Origin of the sequence: Kribbella jiaozuonensis (assembly GCF_005233875.1) — a bacterium.
In the GTDB taxonomy this organism is placed as follows: Bacteria; Actinomycetota; Actinomycetes; order Propionibacteriales; family Kribbellaceae; genus Kribbella; species Kribbella jiaozuonensis.
On record NZ_SZPZ01000003.1, the window covers coordinates 1,253,424 to 1,275,113 of the forward strand.

At 68.4% G+C, this 21,690-nt stretch carries 22 protein-coding genes; 11 read left to right on the top strand and 11 right to left on the bottom strand.

Annotated features, from left to right (window positions below):
- Positions 1–645 carry a hypothetical protein gene (locus FDA38_RS25795; RefSeq protein ID WP_137256624.1) on the bottom strand — a complete coding sequence of 215 codons (645 nt, stop codon included), beginning with the start codon at positions 643–645 and terminating at the stop codon, positions 1–3.
- A 173-nt stretch (positions 646–818) separates the two neighbouring features.
- On the opposite strand from FDA38_RS25795, the gene FDA38_RS25800 reads away from it, so the two are divergent.
- Positions 819–1,559 carry a D-Ala-D-Ala carboxypeptidase family metallohydrolase gene (locus tag FDA38_RS25800; protein ID WP_137256625.1) on the top strand — a complete coding sequence of 247 codons (741 nt, stop codon included), beginning with the start codon at positions 819–821 and terminating at the stop codon, positions 1,557–1,559.
- A gap of 3 nt (positions 1,560–1,562) precedes the next feature.
- On the opposite strand, the gene FDA38_RS25805 is transcribed toward FDA38_RS25800, so the two are convergent.
- Genes FDA38_RS25805 through FDA38_RS25815 form a run of 3 tightly spaced genes read right to left on the bottom strand, consistent with a single transcriptional unit; the run spans position 1,563 to position 5,018 of the window.
- A complete protein-coding gene (locus tag FDA38_RS25805) occupies positions 1,563–2,810 on the bottom strand; it encodes a DUF445 domain-containing protein (RefSeq protein WP_137256626.1) in 1,248 nt (415 codons plus the stop codon).
- A gap of 35 nt (positions 2,811–2,845) precedes the next feature.
- On the bottom strand, positions 2,846–4,042 hold the full coding sequence (locus tag FDA38_RS25810) for an MFS transporter (RefSeq protein ID WP_233714922.1): 1,197 nt from the start codon (positions 4,040–4,042) through the stop codon (positions 2,846–2,848).
- Positions 4,032–5,018, bottom strand: coding sequence for a hypothetical protein (locus FDA38_RS25815; protein ID WP_137256628.1), 987 nt, complete (start codon positions 5,016–5,018; stop codon positions 4,032–4,034). The genes FDA38_RS25810 and FDA38_RS25815 overlap by 11 nt, the downstream gene beginning before the upstream one ends.
- A 140-nt stretch (positions 5,019–5,158) precedes the next feature.
- Here FDA38_RS25815 and FDA38_RS25820 point away from each other — a divergent pair, with 140 nt between their 5' ends.
- The 6 genes from FDA38_RS25820 to FDA38_RS25845 are packed head-to-tail and all read left to right on the top strand — an operon-like array spanning position 5,159 to position 10,872.
- The gene (locus FDA38_RS25820; RefSeq protein ID WP_170989857.1) at positions 5,159–5,743 is read left to right on the top strand and encodes a TetR/AcrR family transcriptional regulator; all 585 of its coding nucleotides are present in this window, start codon (positions 5,159–5,161) and stop codon (positions 5,741–5,743) included.
- On the top strand, positions 5,727–7,358 hold the full coding sequence (locus FDA38_RS43170; RefSeq protein ID WP_137256630.1) for a nitrilase-related carbon-nitrogen hydrolase: 1,632 nt from the start codon (positions 5,727–5,729) through the stop codon (positions 7,356–7,358). Before FDA38_RS25820 ends, FDA38_RS43170 begins: the two co-directional genes overlap by 17 nt.
- On the top strand, positions 7,246–8,268 hold the full coding sequence (locus FDA38_RS25830; protein WP_233714923.1) for an alpha-hydroxy-acid oxidizing protein: 1,023 nt from the start codon (positions 7,246–7,248) through the stop codon (positions 8,266–8,268). The genes FDA38_RS43170 and FDA38_RS25830 overlap by 113 nt, the downstream gene beginning before the upstream one ends.
- Positions 8,265–8,918: an HAD family hydrolase gene (locus FDA38_RS25835; RefSeq protein ID WP_137256632.1), complete on the top strand. Its 654-nt coding sequence runs from the start codon at positions 8,265–8,267 to the stop codon at positions 8,916–8,918. Before FDA38_RS25830 ends, FDA38_RS25835 begins: the two co-directional genes overlap by 4 nt.
- Positions 8,919–8,969: 51 nt before the next feature.
- Complete coding sequence (locus FDA38_RS25840; RefSeq protein ID WP_202877810.1) at positions 8,970–10,118, top strand: serine hydrolase domain-containing protein; 1,149 nt, start codon at positions 8,970–8,972, stop codon at positions 10,116–10,118.
- A 4-nt stretch (positions 10,119–10,122) separates the two neighbouring features.
- Positions 10,123–10,872 carry an alpha/beta fold hydrolase gene (locus FDA38_RS25845; protein ID WP_137256634.1) on the top strand — a complete coding sequence of 250 codons (750 nt, stop codon included), beginning with the start codon at positions 10,123–10,125 and terminating at the stop codon, positions 10,870–10,872.
- Here the strand turns inward: FDA38_RS25845 and FDA38_RS25850 are convergent.
- Together FDA38_RS25850 and FDA38_RS25855 are read right to left on the bottom strand one after the other, a co-directional pair.
- Complete coding sequence (locus FDA38_RS25850; protein ID WP_137256635.1) at positions 10,865–11,944, bottom strand: 2-oxoacid:ferredoxin oxidoreductase subunit beta; 1,080 nt, start codon at positions 11,942–11,944, stop codon at positions 10,865–10,867. The genes FDA38_RS25845 and FDA38_RS25850 overlap by 8 nt on opposite strands.
- The gene (locus FDA38_RS25855; RefSeq protein WP_233714924.1) at positions 11,941–13,965 is read right to left on the bottom strand and encodes a 2-oxoacid:acceptor oxidoreductase subunit alpha; all 2,025 of its coding nucleotides are present in this window, start codon (positions 13,963–13,965) and stop codon (positions 11,941–11,943) included. Before FDA38_RS25855 ends, FDA38_RS25850 begins: the two co-directional genes overlap by 4 nt.
- Before the next feature lie 268 nt (positions 13,966–14,233).
- On the opposite strand from FDA38_RS25855, the gene FDA38_RS25860 reads away from it, so the two are divergent.
- Positions 14,234–15,028 carry a hypothetical protein gene (locus tag FDA38_RS25860; protein WP_137256636.1) on the top strand — a complete coding sequence of 265 codons (795 nt, stop codon included), beginning with the start codon at positions 14,234–14,236 and terminating at the stop codon, positions 15,026–15,028.
- A 10-nt stretch (positions 15,029–15,038) separates the two neighbouring features.
- Positions 15,039–15,395: an NADH-quinone oxidoreductase subunit A gene (locus FDA38_RS25865; RefSeq protein WP_137256637.1), complete on the top strand. Its 357-nt coding sequence runs from the start codon at positions 15,039–15,041 to the stop codon at positions 15,393–15,395.
- Positions 15,396–15,400: 5 nt separating this feature from the next.
- Here FDA38_RS25865 and FDA38_RS25870 read toward each other — a convergent pair whose 3' ends face one another.
- Positions 15,401–16,300 (bottom strand): ornithine cyclodeaminase family protein, encoded by a 900-nt coding sequence (locus FDA38_RS25870; RefSeq protein WP_137256638.1) that lies wholly within the window; start codon positions 16,298–16,300, stop codon positions 15,401–15,403.
- Positions 16,301–16,322: 22 nt separating this feature from the next.
- Here FDA38_RS25870 and FDA38_RS25875 point away from each other — a divergent pair, with 22 nt between their 5' ends.
- Together FDA38_RS25875 and FDA38_RS25880 are read left to right on the top strand one after the other, a co-directional pair.
- Positions 16,323–17,345 (top strand): dipeptidase, encoded by a 1,023-nt coding sequence (locus tag FDA38_RS25875; RefSeq protein WP_137256639.1) that lies wholly within the window; start codon positions 16,323–16,325, stop codon positions 17,343–17,345.
- A 168-nt stretch (positions 17,346–17,513) separates the two neighbouring features.
- On the top strand, positions 17,514–17,729 hold the full coding sequence (locus FDA38_RS25880; RefSeq protein ID WP_137256640.1) for a hypothetical protein: 216 nt from the start codon (positions 17,514–17,516) through the stop codon (positions 17,727–17,729).
- Here FDA38_RS25880 and FDA38_RS25885 read toward each other — a convergent pair.
- From FDA38_RS25885 to FDA38_RS42375, 4 genes are all read right to left on the bottom strand, one after another.
- A complete protein-coding gene (locus tag FDA38_RS25885) occupies positions 17,726–20,665 on the bottom strand; it encodes a helix-turn-helix transcriptional regulator (protein WP_233714925.1) in 2,940 nt (979 codons plus the stop codon). The two genes, FDA38_RS25880 and FDA38_RS25885, sit on opposite strands and share 4 nt — an antisense overlap.
- A 110-nt stretch (positions 20,666–20,775) precedes the next feature.
- Positions 20,776–20,946: a hypothetical protein gene (locus FDA38_RS42370; RefSeq protein ID WP_170989858.1), complete on the bottom strand. Its 171-nt coding sequence runs from the start codon at positions 20,944–20,946 to the stop codon at positions 20,776–20,778.
- 13 nt (positions 20,947–20,959) lie between these two features.
- Entirely contained in the window at positions 20,960–21,088 is a 129-nt protein-coding gene (locus FDA38_RS43455; RefSeq protein WP_267901761.1) for a hypothetical protein, read from the bottom strand.
- 353 nt (positions 21,089–21,441) lie between these two features.
- The gene (locus tag FDA38_RS42375; RefSeq protein WP_170989859.1) at positions 21,442–21,594 is read right to left on the bottom strand and encodes a hypothetical protein; all 153 of its coding nucleotides are present in this window, start codon (positions 21,592–21,594) and stop codon (positions 21,442–21,444) included.
- Between the last annotated feature and the right edge of the window lie 96 nt (positions 21,595–21,690).

Consider the following 21,690-nt stretch of genomic DNA (forward strand, 5'->3'; position numbering starts at 1 on the left):
TCAGCCCTTCGCGGCGGCGTCGAGCGCGGCCTGGAGCCAGGCGGGCCCGTCGTACGCCTGATCGGCGAACTGCTCGGTGAGCTCGGTGCCGAGGCGGTCGGACGTCGTCCAGCCCTGGCTGATGAAGGACCGAGCCAGCCGGCCGAGGTCGGAAAGGTCGAGGCCTTGGCCGTCGGAGAGGTCGGCCAGGGTGCGCGCCGGGCCGGTGACCGGAAGGCCTTCGATCACAGTGCACTCGTCCTCACGGACCGAGCGCGGATGCACCGTGACGCCGTTGGGTAGGTCCTTCCGGGCTCGGCCGGAGAACTCGATCCCGTCTGCGCTGACGCTGCCGGCGCCGTACAGCTCGGCTGCGGATCGGTGCGACACGACCAGGGTGGTCAGGGGTCGTTCCCAGGCAGGGGTGGCGTCGGCCAGGAGCCAGGTCGCGTACAGCGTTTGATGTGCGTGGCTCGCCCCGGCCCGGACCCGGATCACGCCGTCGATGACGGGTTCGACGATCTCGGCGTCCTGCCATTGCGCGAGGACCTGGTCGGTCACCTGGTCGTGCAGTTGGGCGATCGCGACCAGGCCGTGCTGACCCTCGGCCAATGCGCAGAGCCGCGCGAACGCCTCCAGGTTCTTAGGCCGTGCGAAGCCCTTCATCGTCAACCCCGTAGCCGTATCGGTGGACAGTTGCCGCGATCATCATCCAGCCCTTGTGGTTCAGGAAGATGAACAGCTGGTGGTCGGAAAGTTTCGCTGAGTACTGGCCAATCGACGGATTGTGCCGGAATGCTGGGGTGCGACAGGTTCCTTCCCCGCCCCGGAGGTGTCCGATGTCCATCACGTTCCCGCGACTGTTCGCCGTACTGCTGCTGTTTGCCGCAACCCTGACCGCGTCGCAGGTCGTGGCCACGACGGTCGCGCACGCGGACGGTTGCTATACCTGGGGCCGCACGCTCAGCCAGGGGATGAACGGCGAGGACGTGCGGCAGTTGCAGATCCGGGTCGCCGGCTATCCCGGGTACGGCGGTCATCTCGCGACCGACGGTGATTTCGGGCCGGCCACGAAGGCGGCGGTGCAGCGCTTCCAGTCGGCGTACGGGCTGGGTGCGGACGGGGTCGCCGGGCCGGCGACGTTCAGCAAGATCTACGCGCTGCAGGACGACGACTGCACGCCGATCCATTTCACGTACGCCGAGCTGGATGACGGCTGCGGTGGGTCCGGGTACGACGGCGGGCCGTTGTCGGAGGCGGCGACCAAGGCGAACGCGCTGCAGACGATGTGGCAGCTCGAGGCGCTTCGTCACGCACTCGGCGACCAGGCCCTCAACATCTCGAGCGGCTTCCGCAGCATCCCGTGCAACAACTCGGTCGGCGGCGCGAGCAACAGCCAGCACCTGTACGGCCGCTCCGCCGACCTCACCGGCGTCCACTCCTTCTGCACAATGGCAAAGGAAGCCCGCAACCACGGCTTCGGCGGCATCTTCGGCCCGGGCTACCCCGACCACAACGACCACACCCACGTAGACATCCGCACCACAAACTCCTGGAGCGCCCCCAACTGCGGCATCTAGCCGTCAGAGGAGCTGGCTCACCGTGTGGATGATGAGGCCGACGAGGGCGCCGACGACGGTGCCGTTGATGCGGATGAACTGTAGGTCCCGTCCGACGTGGAGCTCGATGCGGGCGGAGGCCTCGCGGCCGTCCCAGCGTTCGATGGTGTCGGAGATGACGGAGACGATCTCGGTGCCGTACGTGCGTACGACGTACCCGACGGCCTCGGATGCGCGGGTGTCGACCCTCGTGCGGAGCCCTTCGTCGTTCTGGAGCCGGTGGCCGAGGTCCTGTAGCGCCTTCACCGCGCGGGCTCGCAGCGTGCTGTCCGGGTCGTTGATCGAGTCGATCAGCGCGGTCCGCATCGCGTCCCAGACCGCGGTCAGACTCGAGCCCATGTCGGGATGCGTGAGCATCCGCGCCTTCCACGCCTCGAACCGTTCCATCGTCTCCGGGTCGTGCTGCAGATCGTCGGCCAGTTGCGCAAGCAGCCGGTCGACAGCCCGCCGCGCCGGGTGCGCCTGGTTGTCGCGTACGTCGGCCAGCCACGCCAGCGCCTCGCGGTGGATCCGGTCGATCACCAGCCGGTCCACCCACTGCGGCGACCAGCGCGGCGCCCGCGGACCGACCACGTCCGCGAGCAGCTCCCGGTTATTCGCCAGCCAGTCGTACGCCTCGACCATCAGCAGGTCGAACAGTGCGTGATGCGCGCCGTCCTCGACCACCGACTGCACGAAGTGCCCCGCGATCGGGCTCAGCGGCTCCTTCACGAACCGCGGCAGCAACGACCCCCGCACGAACGCGGCCACATCCTCGTCGCCGAGCCTCGGCAACGCCGCCCCGATCGTCCGGGCGCCCTCCGCCACGATCCGCTCGGCGTGGTTGCCGTCCGCAAGCCACTCACCGGCCCGCCGGCTCACCTCCGCCGTACGCATCTTCTCCCCGACGACTTCCTCGGACAGGAAGTTCTCGGTGACGAACTGCTCCAGGCTCTCGGCCAGGCTGTCCTTCCGGGTCGGCACGATCGCGGTGTGCGGGATCGGCAGCCCGAGCGGGTGCCGGAACAGCGCCGTCACCGCGAACCAGTCGGCCAGCGCGCCCACCATCGCCGCCTCGGATGCCGCGTTCAGGTACGCCCAGCCGCCGCCGTGGTGCAGCGTCGCCACGTAGATCACCGCGGCGAGCACCAGCAGCGCCAACGCCACCGACCGCATCTGCCGCAGCCCACGCCGCCGTACCTGATCGGCCGCGCTCAGGGTCATTGTCGCCATACCCCGATTCAACCAAGTGGGCGGTGACGAGGAGGTCAGGCAAGCACCTGATTTGTCCCTCGACGTTCTATCAGGCCGGAAATCAGAGCCAGAAGCAGGCCCGCGACGGCGAGTGCGGAACCCAGCCGGCTCGGCCATTCGTAGCCGTAGCCGGCCGCGAGTACGACGCCGCCGAGCCAGGCGCCCAGTGCGTTGGCGATGTTCAGCGTCGAGTGGTTGAGCGACGCGGCCAGCGACTGGCCCTCGTGGGCAACGTCCATCAAGCGGGTCTGCAGCGCCGGCACGAGGATGCTCGCCGAGCACCCCATCGCGAAGACCGCGACCAGCGCCCCGGTCCGCGTCTGTGCGAGCCAGCCGAACGCCCCCAGTACGACGGCTACCGCGACGAGCCCGCCGTACACGCTGCCCATCAGCGACCTGTCGGCGAGCCGGCCGCCGACGACCGTCCCGACCGTCATGCCCACGCCGTACACGGCCAGCACGATCGTCACCGCGGACTCCGAGAACCCGGCCAGTTCCGTCATCGTCGGGGTGATGTAGGAGTACGTCGCGAACATCCCGCCGAAGCCGACCATCCCGACCAGCAGAGCCATCCACACCTGTGGCCGCGCCAGAGCGCTCAGCTCGCTGCGGATGTTCACGTCGCTGCCGACCGGCTGCGGCGCTACCCAGAACCACACCGCGACCAGCGTCAGCAGGCCCAACGCTCCGACCGCCAGGAACGGCACCTGCCACCCGAGCCGCTGTCCCAGCAACGTCGTCAGCGGTACGCCGATGATGTTCGCGATCGGCAACCCGACCATCGTCATCGACACCGCCCGTGCACGTCGCTCGGGCGCCACCATCGACGCCCCGACAACAGCGCCGATCCCGAAGAACGCGCCGTGCGGCAGCCCGGACAGGAACCGCGCCGCCATCAGGAACTCGTAGCTCGAGGCAACAGCCGACAACACGTTGCCGACCACGAACACTGCCACCAGGCCAAGCAGCAACCGCTTTCGCCCGGTCCGCGCGCCGAGCGCCGCGATCACCGGAGCACCGACCACGACACCCAGCGCGTACGCCGAGATGACGTGGCCGGCCGTCGGGATCGACACGTGCACGCCGTCCGCGATCTGCGGCAGCAGCCCCATCGAGACGAACTCGGTGGTCCCGATCGCGAAACCACCGGTCGCCAGCGCGAACAACGCCAGGCTGACATGCCGCGCAGTACCGCGTGTGTCAGGAGTCACCGAACTTGTCACACCTGATTGTCGCAGAGATCAGCAGGGCCACCGCGAGGAGGGCGAAGACCGCGTTCCCGATCAGATCGGCTGTCCGCGGGGCATCGAAAATGGGGGCTTCCGGGAAGGCGTGCCACGCGTAGGTGAGCATGGCGCCGCCTGCCACGGCCAGCGCGTGCATCTGGGTCCAGCCGGTCCGGCGCGAGCAGTACACCAGCACGGTCGCCGCCACGGCGTCGATGAGGAGCATGACGGCCGCGGCCAGCCAGGCGTTCTTCACCAGGTCACTCGTCACCATCCAGGCCGAGCTCAACGCCAGCGCCGCGATCGCGAACACCCAGGCCGGTGGCACTGTGCCGGTCGTACGACGCTGGGGCCGCCGGCCGACCCGGGCCGCGACGAAGACCAGGACGACGATCGCGATCACGACGCCGGCGAACTGGGCCGGGGATGCGACGAAGGAGTCCGTGCCGAGCTGGATGGCGGTCGTGGCGATGATGCCGACGACGAACAATGCGGCGTACACGCTGAAGCCGACCTTGCCGAGCCATGGTTCGCGGCGTCGTCGTGACATCGACTCGACCACGACGATCGGCACCGTGATGCTCCAGATCGTGTGCAGCCCGAGCACGAACACCGTCCACGGCGCACCCATCCCGAGGAAGCCGATGTGGCCGGGGTCGAGGAGTCGCTGGCCGGCGTAGTTCGGGTTGAACAGTGACTGGGTGGTGATGCCTTCCTCGAGGACTCCGTACGCGAGGGCGAGGATCACCACGCTCGGATAACCCCACCCGCGCCGCCGCACGACCTCCCGGATCAGGACCGCGCCGCCGCCGTACAGCGGGGCCAGGCCGATCAGAGCGAACAGCGCGGTGATCGGGATGTTCCCGAGCAGGAACTCCGCGACCAGGGGCGACAGGAAGAACAGGCCAAGGGCGGGCAGGGCTCGCTTCACACTCGTTTGCTGGGGCGCGGTAATCGTCATGCTCATCACTCTGAGGTCCGTGGGGCGGTCGTACGGATGCGATCCGTCCGGTTCCGGCGCTGACGGATGTCATGGCTCAGGGTTCGACCAGGGTCATTCTCCCTATACGGCGTATAGGGAATGTGTATTTAATGGTCGCTATGAACGACGTGACGACCAAGGACCGGATCACCGCCGCGGCGACGTACCTGCTGACCGAGCACGGCGCGGCCGGGGTGTCGATGCGGAAGGTGGCGGCCGCGGTCGGGATCACACCGATGGCGATCTACCAGTACTTCCCGGACCGGGAGACGCTTCTGAACGCGATCGCCGACGCGGCGTTCGTCGAGCTGGTCCGCCGGTGGGAGTCGGCGGAGCGTCCTACTGCGGCGGATGAACTGCTGCGGGAGATGCTGATCGATCACGTCGACTTCGCGCTCGAGCATCCCCGGCTCTACGACTACATGTTCACCGAGCGGCGTGACCAGGCGCGGAAGTTCCCCGCGGACTTCCGGGCCCGCAAGTCACCCACGCTCAACCTCGTCGCCGACGCGATCACCGCCGGCGTCGACCAGCAACTGTTCCGCGCCGACACGGACATCTGGGAAACCAGCCTGATGTTCGCCGCCCTGCTCCACGGCCTGATCCAACTCCACCACGGCGACCGCATCGGCATGCCGGAGCAATCCTTCCGCGCCCTCTGCCTCCGCCTGGGCGAAAGGATGATCGATGAACTACGTATCTAGATGGGTCGCGCTGGCAGCGGCCCTCGCGACAGGTGTGCTGCTGTACTTCGGGTCCGGCCTGCACACCGTGCCTGCGCTGACCTGGCTCGCTCCCGTTCCCGTGTTTCTGGTCGCTCCCCGCCTTCGACCCGGAGCGGCGTGGCTGACTGCGTTTGTGGGGTGGCTTCTCGGGCTGTCCAACCTGGCGCGGTATTTGCTGAGTGATCTCGAGTTGCCTGTTGTGGTGTTGGCATTCCTGCTTCTGCTAGCGGGGGTGTTTGCGGGCACCGTGTTGTTCTTCAGGGGACTTGTGGTGCGCGGGCATCCGGTGGTCGCGGCGTTTGTGGCTCCGGCTTTGTGGGCGGGGCTTGATTATCTGATTGCGAGCGTCTCGCCACACGGAGCGTTCACGAGTCTCGCGTACACGCAGGTAGAGGTTGCCCCGATCAACCAGATCGTGTCGTTGGCCGGGCCGTGGGGGCTCAGCTTTCTGCTGCTGTTCCCGGCTGCGGTGATTGCCGCGCGCAAGCTCCTGCTGGTCGGCGTGCTCGCGATGGTTGCCGCTAGCACCTGTGTGTACGGCGTTGTGCGGCTGCACGGGACGCCGCAGAGCGAGCCCGTCAAGATCGCTGTGCTGTCAGCGCAAGGAGCCGACGACGCGGGCTGGCCCGACGCTGCAGGGCCGGCGATTGTCGATCGCTACCTTCCGATGATCGGCGCGGCTGCCCGAGCCGGTGCGAAGATCGTGCTGCTGCCGGAGAAGATTGTCGATGTTCGGACGACCGATCTGCCACAGCTCTCGCAGCAGTTCCAAACGATTGCCACGAGCAACAAGATCGAGCTCGTCGTCGGTCTCACGGTGCTCGGCGACGGGGACCACAACCGCGCCCTGATGTTCCACCCCGACGGCGCCGCGCCGACGTCGTACGACAAGCACCACCTGATCCCGGGCATCGAGCCCTACACGCCCGGCGACCGGTTGGCGACGTACGACACCTGGGGTCTGATGATCTGCAAGGACCTGGACTTCCCCGCGCTGGCTCGGCAGTACGGCGAACTCGACACCTCGCTCCTGCTCGTCCCCGCGCTCGACTTCGTCGACGACGGCTGGCTGCACAGCCGGATGGCGTTGCTCCGCGGTATCGAGAACGGCATCCCGATCGCCCGTGACGGCAGCCAGGGCCGCCTGACCCTGACCGACGCCAACGGCCGCATCGTCGCCGAAACCACCGCCCCCGCAAACGGCCCGGCCGTCCTGATCGGCGAGCTCCGACCGGGGATCGATCACACGCTCTACACCGCCTGGGGCGACTGGTTCGCCTGGCTGTGCGGGCTCCTCGCACTGGTTGGGATGGTGTTGTTGAGGTCCCGCGGTGGGCGTGAAAGCATCCGGCATGGCCAACTTCGGGGACTACCAGTTGCAGATCTACCTGCAGGGGATGTTGCAGGGGACGACGCCGAAGATCACGACCGACCTGGCCCGGCTGGAGTCGCAGGCGGCCGGGAAGCTCCCGCTGGAGGCGATGGGGTACATCGTGCCGAGCGCGGGCGGCGGCGCGACCGCGCGGGCCAACCAGGCGGCGTTCGACCGCTGGCGTCTGGCGCCGCGGATGCTCCGCGGCAGCACCGACCGTGACCTGTCCTGCACCATCCTCGGTACGGCGATGCCCGCGCCGGTCCTGGTCGCACCGATCGGTGTCCAGACCCTCGCGCATCCCGACGGCGAACTGGCCACCGCTCGGGCCGCCGACACCCTCGGCCTGACGTACACGCACTCGACCCAGGCGAGCCACGCGATCGAGCAGATCGAAGCCGCCAACAAGTGGTTCCAGCTGTACTACCCGACCGACCGCGACGTCTGCCTCAGCTTTCTCCAGCGCGCCAAGGCGGCCGGGTACGGCGTACTCGTCGTCACGCTCGACACCGGGACGATCGGGTGGCGACCGGCCGATCTGGATCGCGGGTTCCTCCCGTTCCTGAAGGGGGAGGGGCTCGCGAACTACTTCAGCGACCCGGTCTTCCGGTCGAAGCTCGCGAAGCCGATCGAGGAGGATCCCGGCGCGGCGGTGATGCTCTGGGCGCAGATCTTCCCGAACGTCGGGCTGGCCTGGGACGACCTGTCGTTCCTGCGCGACAACTGGGACGGCCCGATCGTCCTCAAGGGCATCACCGCGGTCGAGGACGCCAAGCTCGCGGCCGAACACGGCGTCGACGGCATCGTCGTCTCGAACCACGGCGGCCGCCAGGTCGACGGCGCCGTCGCGTCGCTGGACGCGCTGCCCGCGATCGCGGACGCGGTCGGCGAACAACTCACAGTCCTGTTCGACTCCGGCGTACGCACCGGCTCCGACGCCGCGAAGGCGCTCGCCCTGGGCGCCAAGGCAGTCCTGCTAGGCCGCCCCCTCCTCTACGGCCTCGCCCTAGCCGGCCAGGCCGGCGTCGAGCATGTACTCCGGTGCTTCCTCGCCGAGCTGGACCTGACCCTCGCCCTCTCCGGCTACGCCAACCACCGCGAACTCAACCGCGACTCGGTGGTCCGCGCGTGAAGGCGGTGATCTTCGATCTCGATGACACGCTGTTCGATCACACCGGGTCCGCTCAACAGGCCGTTCGCGGTTGGGTGACGGGGCTCGGGATCGCGCCGACGGACGAGCTGATCGCGCAGTGGTTCGTGATCGAGGACGGGGTGTACCCGCGATACCTGGCGGGCGAGCTGACTCACCACGAACAGCGTCGCGAGCGGCTGCGTGCGTTCCTGCCGGTCCTCGGGCTGTCGGTGCCGGTGACGGATGCGGAGCTGGACCAGGTGTTCGACGGGTATCTGACCCAGTACAAGAGCAGCTGGACGGCGTTCCCGGACGCACGGCCCGCGCTGGAAGTTGCTCGGGGCAACGGTTTGCGGATCGGTGTGCTGACCAACGGGAACCCGGTGCAGCAGAACGCGAAGCTGGCAGCGATCGGCCTGGCGGACCTGATCGACGTGGTGCGCACGTCCGAAGAGCTCGGGGTCAGCAAGCCGGATCCGCTGACCTACCTGTCCACGTGTGAGGCGTTGGGAGTCGAGCCGGGGGAGACGTTGATGATCGGCGACAACCTCGAGCTGGATGTGCTCGGCGCGCGGGCCGCCGGGTTGGCGGCGCGGCATCTGGATCGGTCCGTGGGACAGAGTCTGCCGGAGCTGCTCGACCTGTTGTAGTCTTTGCGACAGAGATTGAATTCTCTGAAGCGATCATTACAGGAGGTCGCGGTGCGGAACGTGACGGCGCTGGTCCGGCGGTACGTCGACGACGGCCGGTTCCCCGGCACGGTCACGGTGGTCGCCCATCGCGACGAGGTCGTGTTGTTCGACATGTACGGGCGTCGTGACGTCGAGCGCGACCGTCCGATGACCGCGGACACGATCTTCCGGATCTACTCGATGACCAAGCCGATCGTGAGCCTCGGGCTGATGCAGCTCTACGAGGAGGGCCGCTTCCAGCTCGACGACCCGGTGGTGAAGTACCTGCCGGAGCTCGGCCGGCCGAAGGTGTACACGGACGGCTCGGTCCGCGAGTCGATCCGCGACATGACCGTGCGGGACCTGCTCATGCACACCTCCGGCCTCGCCGCCTCGAACGGGAGTCATCCGGTCAGCCTGCTGTACCAGGACGCCGGGCTGACCCGGACGTCGGACCTGACGCTCGCCGAGCTGCCGGCCCTACTGGCCGAGCTGCCGCTGCGGGCCGATCCTGGCACCCGCTGGATCTACGGGATCTCCACCGATCTCGTCGGCCGGCTGTGCGAGGTGCTCGGCGGCGTACCGCTCGATGAGTATCTGAAGACCCGGATCTTCGATCCGCTCGGCATGACGGACACCGGCTTCTCGGTGCCCGAGGCAAGCCTGTCCCGGTTCGCCGCGGCCTACGGGTACGACGATGGCGGCTTCACGCTGCTCGACGATCCACTGACCAGCGCCTACACCCAGCAACGGACCTACCTGTCCGGGGTGGCCGGGCTGGTCTCCACCGCGGGCGACTACCTGCGCTTCACCCGGATGCTCGCGGGCGGCGGTTCGCTCGACGGGACACGGATCATCGGGTCGCGGACGCTGCGGTTCATGACGATGAACCACCTGCCTGGGGGTCAGGATCTCGCCGCGTTCGCAGACTTCGGCGGTGAGACGAAGCGGGCTGGGCAGGGCTTCGGGCTCGGCTTCGGGGTGTTGCTCGATCCGACCGTCGCGCAGACCATCGGGACCCCTGGCGAGTTCTTCTGGGGTGGCAAGGCCTCGACCGCGTTCTTCGTCTCCCCGGCCGACGAACTCGTCGTCGTCTTCCTCACCCAACTCCGCCCCTCCGCCAGCTACCCGATCCGCCGCGAACTCAGAGCTGCTATCTACGCGTCCCTCGACGACTGACGCCATGCTGACAACGGATGACGGCTGCCGGATCTGGACCGACGTCACCGGCGACGGCCCGCGCGTCGTTCTGGTGCATGGCGGTCCGGGATGGTGGGACGTGTTCCACCACCTGTCGCTCCCCGGGTTCACCTTGCATAGGTGGGACCAACGAGGATGCGGCCGATCCGACCGCCGCGGCCCGTACACCCTCGACCGGTACGTCGCCGACCTGGCCACGGTCGCCGGCCCCGACCCGTGCATCGTCATCGGACATTCGTGGGGAGCTGCGCTCGCCTTGGAATATGCCCAAGCGCATCCACACGCCGTCGAGCGGTTGGTGCTGGTGTCGTCGGTCGGCCTCGACGGTCCGCCGGCCGACTACCGCGCGAGGCGTGCTGCGTTGCTGGCCGAGACTCCGGAGGACGATCCCTGGATCGCCCAGATCTCCGTGAACATCGCCGATCGGGAGACGGCCGTCGACTGGTCGAGGAAGTTGAACACGCCCTGGTTCGAGCCGAATCCGGTGTGTGCAGAGGCCTTACGGGCGGAGCTGCACGCCCTGCCGGATCGGGCCGCGGCCTGCGCGCGGGCCGTCGTACCGACGCTCCTGGTGCACGGCGCTGAAGACCTGCGGCCGCCGTACGTCACCGACAGCCTGCTGGACGCGCTGCCCAACGCAGAACGGGTAGTGCTCGACGGTGTCGGGCACTACCCGTGGGTGGAAGACCCGGACGGCTTCCAGAAAGTCGTCCGGGAGTTCCTCGCTAGCTGATCGTCCAGGTGTCGGCGCCGGTGACGAGGGCCTGCAGGTCGCCGGTGCCCTGTGCCTCCTGGGCGGTGGCGATCTGCTGACGGACCAGGTCGTCGTACGCCGGACGCTCGACCGAGCGGAACACGCCGATCGGGGCCTGGTGCAGCACGCCCGCATCGGTCAGCCGCGACAGCGCGAACGCGTACGCCGGATCGTCCGTGTGCGCGTCGTGGATGACGAGATCCGCCTCGCCGCCGGGCAGGTCCGCAACCTCGCGTACGGCGAGAGACGCGAACCCGTCACGCACCACCCCGAGATGCCCGTCCTTGCCGAAGCGGATCGGCTCGCCGTGAACCAGCGGGATGATCGCGTCGTCCCGGGTCTCCGGGTCCTTGAACGCCTCGAACGCGTTGTCGTTGAAGATCGGGCAGTTCTGGTAGATCTCGACGAAGGCCGTACCGCGGTGCTCGGCGGCGGCGCGCAGCACCGAGGTGAGGTGCTTGCGGTCGGAGTCGACCGTCCGGGCCACGAACGTCGCCTCCGCGCCGAGCGCCAGCGAGACCGGGTTGAACGGGTTGTCGACCGAGCCCATCGGCGTCGACTTCGTCACCTTGCCCGGCTCCGAGGTCGGCGAGTACTGGCCCTTGGTCAGGCCGTAGATCCGGTTGTTGAACAGCAGGATCTTCATGTTCACGTTGCGGCGCAGTGTGTGGATCAGGTGGTTGCCGCCGATCGACAGCGCGTCGCCGTCACCGGTGACGACCCACACGCTGAGGTCCGGACGCGACACCGCCAGCCCGGTCGCGATCGCCGGCGCGCGCCCGTGGATCGAGTGCATGCCGTACGTCGACAGGTAGTACGGGAACCGTGAGGAACAACCGATCCCGGACACCATCGCGACGTTCTCGCGCTTGATCCCGAGCTCGGGCAGGAACCCCTGGAAGGCCGCGAGTACGGCGTAGTCGCCGCAACCCGGGCACCAGCGGACCTCCTGGTCCGACACGTACTCCTTGCGGTTCTGCGGCTCGGTCGCGGCCGGTACGCCACGCAGGCCACCGGGCAGACTCGGCAGGCCGAGGTCGACCGTGCTCATCGTGCTCCCTCCGACTCGTGCAGTTGGCCGTTGGACTGACCGTTGGGCTGACCGTTGGTACGGCCGTTCGGCTCGGTGCGCAGCGCCTCGCCGTGCGTCAGTCCGGCGGCGGCCGAACCGAGGTGACGGGCGTCGTCGTCGATGCCGGCGGTCTCCTCGACCAGGTTGCCGATCACCTCGGCAAGCTCCGCGGCGCCCAGCGGCATACCGCGAACCTGCGCGTAGGAGACGACGTCGACCAGGTACTTCGCCCGCAGCAGCATCGCGAGCTGGCCGAGGTTCATCTCGGGGACCAGGACCTTGTCGTAGCTGCGGATCAGATCGCCGAGGTTCGACGGGAACGGGTTCAGGTGCCGCAGGTGCGCCTGCGCGATCTTTCCGCCGACCGCGCGGACCCGGCGGACGCCGGCGCCGATCGGGCCGTACGTCGAACCCCATCCGAGCACCAGGACCTTCGCCGTACCGTCGGGGTCGTCGACCTCGATCGGCGGGATCGACCGGGCGACCGCGTCCACCTTGGCCTGGCGGGTGCGGATCATCAGGTCGTGGTTGGCCGGGTCGTAGGAGATGTTGCCGGTCTTGTCCTCCTTCTCCAGACCACCGATCCGGTGGTCCAGACCCGCCGTACCCGGGACGGCCCAGGCACGGGCCAGGGTCTCCGGGTCGCGCAGGTAGGGGAGGTAGGTGGGCTCGCCCTTGTCGTTGGTCGCGTTCGGCTCGAGGGTGAAGTTCGGCTCGATCGTCGGAAGGTCGGCGACAGCCGGGATCTTCCACGGCTCGGAACCGTTCGCCAGATAGCCGTCGGACAGCACGATCACCGGCGTGCGGTAGGTGATCGCGATCCGGGCCGCCTCGACCGCGATCGCGAAGCAGTCCGCGGGGGACTGGGCCGCGAGGACGGGCAGCGGGGCCTCGCCGTTGCGGCCGAACATCACCTGCAACAGGTCGGCCTGCTCGGTCTTGGTCGGCATACCGGTCGACGGGCCGGCGCGCTGGATGTCGCAGACGACCAGCGGCAGCTCGAGCATCACGCCGAGACCGATCGTCTCGGACTTCAGGCTGATCCCCGGACCGGACGACGTGGTCACACCGAGCGCGCCGCCGAACGACGCACCGAGCGCCGCGCCGACACCGGCGATCTCGTCCTCGGCCTGGATCGTGGTGACGTTGAACCGCTTGAGCTTGGACAGCTCGTGCAGTACGTCGGAGGCCGGGGTGATCGGATACGCGCCGAGGACCAGCGGCAGGCCGGCGCGCTGGGCGCCCGCCACCAGGCCGTACGCCAGCGCGAGGTTGCCGGAGATGTTCCGGTAGGTGCCGGTGGCCATGCTGGCCGGCTTCACTTCGTACCGGACCGAGAACTCCTCGGCGGTCTCGCCGAAGTTGTAGCCCGCGCGGAAGGCGGCGATGTTCGCGTCCCGGATGTCCGGTTTGCCCGCGAACTTGGTCTGGAGGAACGTGATCGTCGACTCGACCGGCCGCTGGAACAGCCAGGACACCAGGCCGAGGGCGTACATGTTCTTCGCCCGGGACGCGTCCTTGCGGGTCAGGCCGAACTCCTTGACCGACTCCACCGTCATACCGGTCAGGTTGAGCGGGACCACGTGGTAGGCGTCGAGCTCGCCGGTCTCCAGCGGGTTCTCGTCGTACCCGATCCGCTTCAGGTTGCGGGCGGTGAAGTCCGCGGTGTCGACGATCAGCGTGGCGCCGCGAGGGACGTCCTTGAGGTTCGCCTTCAGGGCCGCCGGGTTCATCGCGATCAGCACGTCGGGCGCGTCGCCAGGCGTGAGGATGTCGTGGTCGGCGAAGTGGAGCTGGAAGGACGACACTCCCGGCAGGGTTCCGGCTGGTGCCCGGATCTCGGCTGGGAAGTTGGGCAACGTCGACAGGTCATTGCCGAACGAAGCTGTTTCTGCGGTGAACCTGTCCCCCGTGAGCTGCATCCCGTCACCGGAATCGCCGGCGAAGCGGATCACCACGCGGTCGAGCTGCTTGACCTCGATGGTCACTGTTCTTTTCATCTCCAAGTCGAAGCTTGGGTCGTCCGGCCGCCTTGTGGGCAACAGGCCGATCCCCCCGTCAGGGCGATAACCCCAATATTAGTTCGCCCTTAGAACAGAACCATGCGGAAGCCCCGGTGGTCCACAGCCTGGGACGCGGTCTTAACGGGTCGTTGGGTCAGGTACGGACGAAACCTTCCAGTGTCACACTCCGCAGCGGCTCGCTTGCGATCCGAAGTGAGAACCGGCAGGGTGTCGTCATCAAGCTGTGACTTCGAGGAGCTGTTTCATGCGTCGTGTGCTGGTCGGACTGCTGACGTTGCTGCTGGCCGGTTGCGCGGCCCCGATCGCCCCGGCGGACAGCGCGCTGAGTCTCGGCAGTACGGCGTCCGCGGCCGTCGCGGCGCAGGTTCGGACTGCGAAGATCGCGAGCATCCGGACGACGGACGCGACCAAGGGTGTGATCACGGTGGTCGGGACGCTGACGCCGGCGCCCACGGCGGGGACGCGGATCCCGCTGCATCAATGGATCCCGTCGTTGAAGCGGTGGCAGGAGGTCGCGCACGGGTACTCGTCCGGCAGCAGCGTGACGATCACCACGGTCCAGCCCGGGTCGATCCGGACGTACCGGATCGCGGTCGGTGCACAGGCGCCGTACGCCGCGGTGGTGTCGCCGATGATCAGCTTCAAGCACTACGTGTGGCGCGGGATGTTCAAGAAAGGGCTGGTCGCCGCGGGCGGAGCGGGGCAGCCGCAGTTCACCGTCGTACCGCCGAACGAAGGGCCGCGGCGGGCCGAGGCGGATCTGCTGGCGAACCAGGGCGGGTATGTCTGGGGCGAAGTGGACTCGACGGGGTGCCGGTACGTGCGGAACTGGCTCGGCAATCTGACCGATGGTCTCGTGCGGGTGTCGCTGCACAACGGGACGACGGCGATGACGTCGATCCGGATGCAACAGGAGACCGAGACCTGGCTGAACTACGACATCTCCGGCGTGACGCGGTTGCGGCTGCAGGTCGCGGACATCCGGTCCGGGTACGGCCCGTACGTTTCGATCGACTCGCTCCTGCTCTGCACGAACTAAGCTGCTGCCTGTGTCGGACAGCTATGGCGTCATCGCCGCGGTGGTCGCGCTCGGCCTGGTCGGGCTGCTCGGCGCGTTCGCGCTGAACAAGGCGCTGACGGTCACCTACCCGACCGAGGGCAAACTCAAGACCTACGAGTCCGGCGTAGACCCGGTCGGCGAGGGCTGGGCCCAGGTCCACATCCGCTACTACCTGTTCGCCTACCTCTACGTGATCTTCGCCGTAGACGCGATCTACCTCTTCCCCTGGGCCACAGTTTTCAGCACCCTCGGCTACGCCACTCTCATCGAGATGTTCATCTTCCTGGCCTTCGTAGCGGTAGGCCTCCTCTACGCCTACCGCAAGGGCGTCATCCGCTGGACCTAGTCGGTCTAGCTGTTCGCGAGGGCGGCGGCGATTGCCCAGTCTTGGGCGCCCACACCTACGGATTTGAAGACTGTGCGGCCTTCTCGCGTTGGTGGGTTGGAGAGCGCGGGGCCGAGTTCGACGAGGTCGGTTTCGGCGAGGGCTCCGGAGTTGATTGCGTCGATTACCTCGCCGGACTCCTCGAGGGCGGCTTCGCGTTGGTCGACTACGACTGTGGATGCGGTGGTGAGGAGGTTGCGGGGGAGTTCTCGCATGGTGGGGCGGAAGGCGCCGATGGCGTTGACGTGGACCGTGGTGGGGAGGGCGTCGGCGTCGAAGAGTGGGGTGGTGGAGGACGTTGCGCAGCAGATGATGTCGGTGTCGGCGATTGACTCTTCGACGCTGGTGCTTGGGGTGAACTTCGCCTCGGGGAATTCGGTCGCCAACTGGTCGGCGAGGGCCGTTGCGCGGTCAGCCGATCGGCCGGTGATGGTGATCTGAGTGATGGGTCGCACGGCGAGAACTGCGCGGACCTGGTCTGCGGCTTGGGCGCCGGTGCCGATCAGGGTGAGGCGGGTGGCGCCGGCTTGAGCCAGTAGATCGGTTGCGACGCCGACGACTGCGCCGGTGCGCAGGGTGGTGATCGAGCTGCCGTCGGCGACCAGTTGTTCGCCGTTGCCGGTCCAGATCACGGTGGCGCGGATCGCCGGTACCTGGTCGAGCGCGATCCCGATCTTCTTGACGACCGCGGTCCCGGTCGGCGTGTGGTACGCCGACATCACGAGCACCGTCCCGTCGCCGAAGATCTGCCGCGGTGGCAGCACGAAGTTCCCGGCCGCCAGCTCGCGGAACGCGTCCCGCACCGCGTCGACCGCCGTACTCATCGGAACCAGGCGGAGTACATCCTCAGCAGAAAGCACCTTCACCCGCCGAGCATATTCTGGCGCGATGGATCTGCACCGTGACGCAATCGTGGCCGATGGGCACAACGACCTCTTGATGCTGGTGGCAAGACGGCCCAAGGACGTCTGGTCGACGTACTTCCGGGAGCGCTGGATCCCGCAGTTGCGCGACGGCGGGATCGACGTACAGGTGCTGCCGGTGTTCATCGACTCGGAGTTCCTGCCCGAGGGCGCGCTCCGCGAGACGCTGCGGATGATCGAGGCTGCACACCGGATCGCGGCGGCGAACTCCGACGAGGTCGCGTTGTGTACGGCGCCTGGCGACATCGAGGCCACCACGGCCGCGGGCAAGATCGCGCTGGTACTCGCGCTCGAAGGCTGCCCGCAGATCGACACCGACGTCGAACTCCTGCAGACGCTGCACCGGCTCGGCGTACGGATGGTCTCGTTCACGCATTTCGGTCGCAGCGCGCTGGGTGACGGTTCCGGCGAGGACGCAACCGGCGGGCGGTTGACGCATGCCGGCGTCGAGGCGGTTGGATTGCTCGAGGAGCTCGGCGTACTGATCGACGTATCCCACGTCGGCCGCGCCGGGGTCGAGCACATCCTCGAGCTGGCGACCAAGCCGGTAGTCGCGTCGCACTCGAGCGCGTTCGCGCTGCGCGACCACCACCGCAACCTGACCGACGAGCAGCTCCGCGGGATCGCCGCGACCGGCGGCGTGGTCTGCGTGAACTTCTTCGCTGGCTTCCTCACCACCGAGGAGAAGCCGACGGTCGACCACCTCGCCGACCACATCGTCCACATCCTCGACGTCGCCGGCGAGGATCATGTCGGCCTGGGCAGCGACTTCGTCGCCGAGGTCTTCGGCGAGAAGATCCCCGCCTGCGACCGGCCCGTCGTCATCCAGGGCCTGGACGCCGAGCTCTACGTTCCCGGCCTAGAAGGGCCGGGCGGCATGCCCCTGGTCACCGACGCGCTGGTCCGCCGGGGTTTGCCGGAAGCAACGATTCGGAAAACCCTGGGCCAGAATCTGACCCGGATTCTGACTACTCACAGTAATCTCTGACCAGACGTCAAGCCTAGTTGCCTGGTCACCGTTTGTGATTGCGCTGGGCAACAAACATGAGTTTCAAATGCGCGTCTTAACGGTATGCGTACGGACTGTCGCCAAGTGGTCAGTTCAGGGCTATCGTGATTACACGGGGGAACGGGGCGAATACCGGACGGTGAGGCTATGTCGTGGCAACTGTGGGTAGTGATTGCACTCGCTGCTGCAGGTCTGGTGCTGGTGGCGGCGGCGCGAATGCGGCACGCCCGTAAAGTCTTCGACGACATCACCGATCTCAACCGCCCGATCCGCATGACTCCGCCGGTCACGGCCGACGACCTGGCCCGGGCTCGTGCACGGCACGCCCACCCCGAGCCCAATCGCCGCCGCCAGCACGGCTAATCGGCGTCGAGCAGTCCGTCCCGGCGCGCCACGGCCGCCGCCTCGGTCCGCGAGCGGACGCCGAGCTTCGCGAGGATGTTCGAGACGTGCACGCTGACCGTCTTCTCGCTGATGTACAGCTCGCGCGCCAGCTGCCGGTTGGTGCGTCCCTCCGCAAGCAACCGCAGTACTTCGGTCTCCCGCGACGTCAGCGCACTGGCGCCGGCGGTCTCGCCGCCACCGGTCTCGTCGAGCAGCGGCTTCGACCCCAGTTCACGACCGACCTCGGCGGCCATCGCTGTCTGCTCATTCGCCTCGGCGACCCGGCCCGCGGCCCGCAGCGCTGCGGACAAGCGGACCCGCGACCACGCCTGCTCGAAGACATACCCGTACCCGAAGGCGTCCGTCGTCCGCTCCCAGGCGGCGACATGCTCCTCCGGCGTCGGCGCGTCCACTCCGGCCAGCCACCGCAGCCGATCCCACTCCGACTCCAGCCGCGCAAGCCAGGCGAGTCCTTCGACGCCCATCAACCGTCCCGGCGGCATGCCCTTCTCAGCGGTCGCCTGCCCGGCCGCGACCAGCTCCGCGCCGCGCGAGACCAGCTCCGCGGCCGCCGACGGCTCACCGACGGCGCGGTGGCACAGCAGCTGCAGCCCGAGCGTCGCGAACCGGATCCGCCCCAGGAACCACTCCGTCTGGAACACATCGGCGCACAGCGCTGACACGTCGGTGATCAGCTTCTCCGCCTCGGCCGGCTGATCCAGCTGCCGGTACGCGTCGACGGCCGGCTGGAGCCCGATGATCGGCAGCATGATGTCGAGGTCCCACCACTTCCGGGACATCTCGAACTCCTCGGCGACCGCGGTATCACCACGCCCGCTCCGCACCGAGAACTCCACCGCCCGCAGCGCCGCCGCAGCCGCCGCCGGCGTCATCGAATCAGTCTGCGCCGTCGCGGCCGCCTCGTCCCACTCGCCGAGCATGAACTGGGTCAACGCCAGCATCCGCCGCGCGTCGAACCCGTACACGGCCCATTGCCGTCCGAGCTCACCCGCTCGCTTGGCTGCGAACGACAACGCGGCCTTCGCGTTCAGCAGGTCGCCCTGCTCGTAGTGCGTCGACCCGAGCAAGAACCGGCTTCGCACCTCGGCAGCGGGATCGCCGGTGAGCTGCGCCCGTACGGCGGCCTCCTCCAACTGCTTGGCCGCCGTCTCCGGATCGCCGGCCCGGCGGCGGAGCTGAGCGAGCGTGATCCCGGCGTCGCTGGCTGCGGACTCCTGACCGGCCTCGCGGGCGATCTCGAGCGCGCGATGCGCCCAGCGCTCTGCCTCCATCGGACGACCGAGCGCGTCGGACACCCGGGCGTAGAGCGACGCGACCTGCGCCTTGAACGCACTGGACGGATCGTCGTGGACCAGCTTGAGCGCCTGCGAGATCGCCTCGCTGGCCTCCTTGTCCTGGTCGATGATCAGCGCGATATCGGCCAGCGGCAGGAGCAGCTCGGCCCGCTGCAGCTTCGGTGCGTCCGGCGGCAGATCGGCCAGCGCCTTCCGGAGCAGCTTGAGCGCGCGCAGGTGCTGCGAGGACAGCGTGGCCGCCATCGCGGTGTCGACGATCAGCCAGGTCTTGTCGACCGTGCTTGTCGGCGCTGCGTTCGGGAACAGCTCGAGGGCCATCTCGTAGTGCTTCAACGCCTCCTGCGGCGCGGCGACGGACAGCGCTTCCTGCCCGGCCCGGACGCGAGCCTCGAACGCAGTGGCCAGGTCGTGCGACCGCGTGGCATGCCCCGCCAGCTCAGCCGCCGTACCCGCGACTGTCTTGTCTTCCAGGGCTTGCACGTACGCCGCGTGCTCGCGGACACGCTCGCCCGGCAGCAGATCGTCGTACACGGCCTCGGCCAGCAGGGCGTGGCGGAAGTAGTACCGATCGTTGGTCGGTACGTCGATGATGTGCGCGTCGATCAGCTCGCGCAGCGCGTCGTCGAGCTCGCGATCCGGCAGCTTCGCGACCGCCGTGAGGAGATCGTGCGGGACGCGGCGGCCGGCGACCGCGATCACGCGGGCGACCTGGCGCGCGTCGTCCGACAGCGGGTCGAGGCGGACCAGCAGCAGATCGGCGAGATCGGGCGGCACAGTGTCGCCGTCACCCATCGAGGCCGCGGCGGCCAGCTCCTCGGTGAAGAATGCGTTCCCGCCGGCGCGCTCGAGGATGCGACGCTCCTCGACCGCGGACAGCGGCTCGGCGAGCAACGAGTGGAGCAGCGTGCGGGACTCGTCGGCGTCGAGGGGGAGCAGGTTCACCCGGCGTACCCGAGGGTTGCGGGACCACTCGGCGATCGGCCGGCGGAGCGGATGGCGGCGGTGCAGGTCGTCGCTGCGGTACGACACGACCAGGGCCAGGCGCTGCGAGGTCAGTCGGGTGATGAGGAAACCGATCAGGTCCCGGGTCGAGTCGTCGGCCCAGTGGGCGTCCTCGATGATCACCAGGATCGGCTCGCTGGTGGCGAGCGCGGTGAACGCTCCGAGCACGGCATCGAACAGCGCGGCGCGGTCGAGCTGACCCTCTTGCGGCACGGGCTGCGCGCTGAGCAGACGGTGAGCGGGGAGCAGCCGGCTGATCGCGGGGAAGTTGGCCAGCACACTCTCGACGAGGTCGGGGCGGTCGCCGGCGAGGCGGCCGAAGATCTCGGAGAACGGCTGGTACGGCAGGCCGGCGTCGCCGAAGTCGGTGCAGTGTCCGACGAGTACGCCGAAACCGCGCTCGTGCGCACCGGTTGCCACCTCGTCCAGCATCCGGGTCTTGCCGACGCCGGCATCACCGGACAGCAGTACGGCGCCGGCGCGACGCGTTTTCGCGTCGTCCACGGCGCTCAGCAGGGCAGCCATCTCGGTCGAGCGGCCGACGAGAGGTGTCGAGTTCCAGGGCACGTCGTCCATCTTCGCCCCTGGAGCCGACACAAATCGACGGTATCCCGTCCGCGGAGCCCCGGTTCTGCTGTCAGCGTGAGACTTTGCGGGAAAAAGAGCGCCGTCCCTGATCGCGTGATCAGGGACGGCGGCTGGGGCGGTCATCGGGCCGTGGTGGGTCGGAGGGCCCGGCGCGAGTGCCGCGGCTCGGGCTGCGAACCCTTCGCCGGGCGCTGCTTGCGGGTCACGTTCCCGAAGTCACGCTTGGTCCGCTCGAGGCGGTACGCGGTCTCCGCCTTGATCGTGTCCTGGCTCAGAGGAGTGTTGAACATTGTTTCCCTCCCTTCAGGCTTTCCGGCCGAACAGCTGGCTGATGGTCCGGCGGGCCCCGGTGTTCCGGTGCTGCCGGAAGTCACGGCTGAGACGCTCCCTGCGGTACGCGACCTCTGCCTTGACCGATTCGTTCGTGTACATGTCTTCCTCCGTCTTTCGGTGCCAGCTCCTTGCTGACAGGTACCAATCTGCTCGTCTGAGGTAGGCCCGCACATCGGAACTCCTCCCTATCCCCGGGGGCCGCTCTGCCTTAGGTGTTCTTAGGGGGTCCTAGGAGGTGCCTAAGGCGCTCGAAAACGGCGGGGTCCGCGGGCCTGCGGGCTGTTGGGAGATGCCCTGGAAGACGGCGGCGGGGGGGGGGGGGGGGGGGGGGCGGGGCGGGGGGGGGGGGGGGGGGGGGGGGGGGGGGCGGGGCGGGGGCGGGGGGGGGGGGGGCCGGCGGGGGGGGGCGCCCCGCGCCTGTGGGGAGGGGGCCTGGGGCGGTGACCTGGCGGTCACATCGCCGGACGGGCACGCAGCTCGGGCGCACAGGGCGCGGGCGGCTGCTGCTTCTGCTTGCGCTGGAACCAGAACGGACGCTGGAAGTCGTGCCGGATGCGTTCCTGCCGGTACTTGATCTCGGCCCGCACCGCGTCGGTCGAGTACATGAACATGATCTCCTCCGAGCTCCTGTCGATGAGAAGACAGTGCGCCCCTGAGGAGGCGGCCCACATCCGCACAACTCCCTATGCCAGAGGCAACTA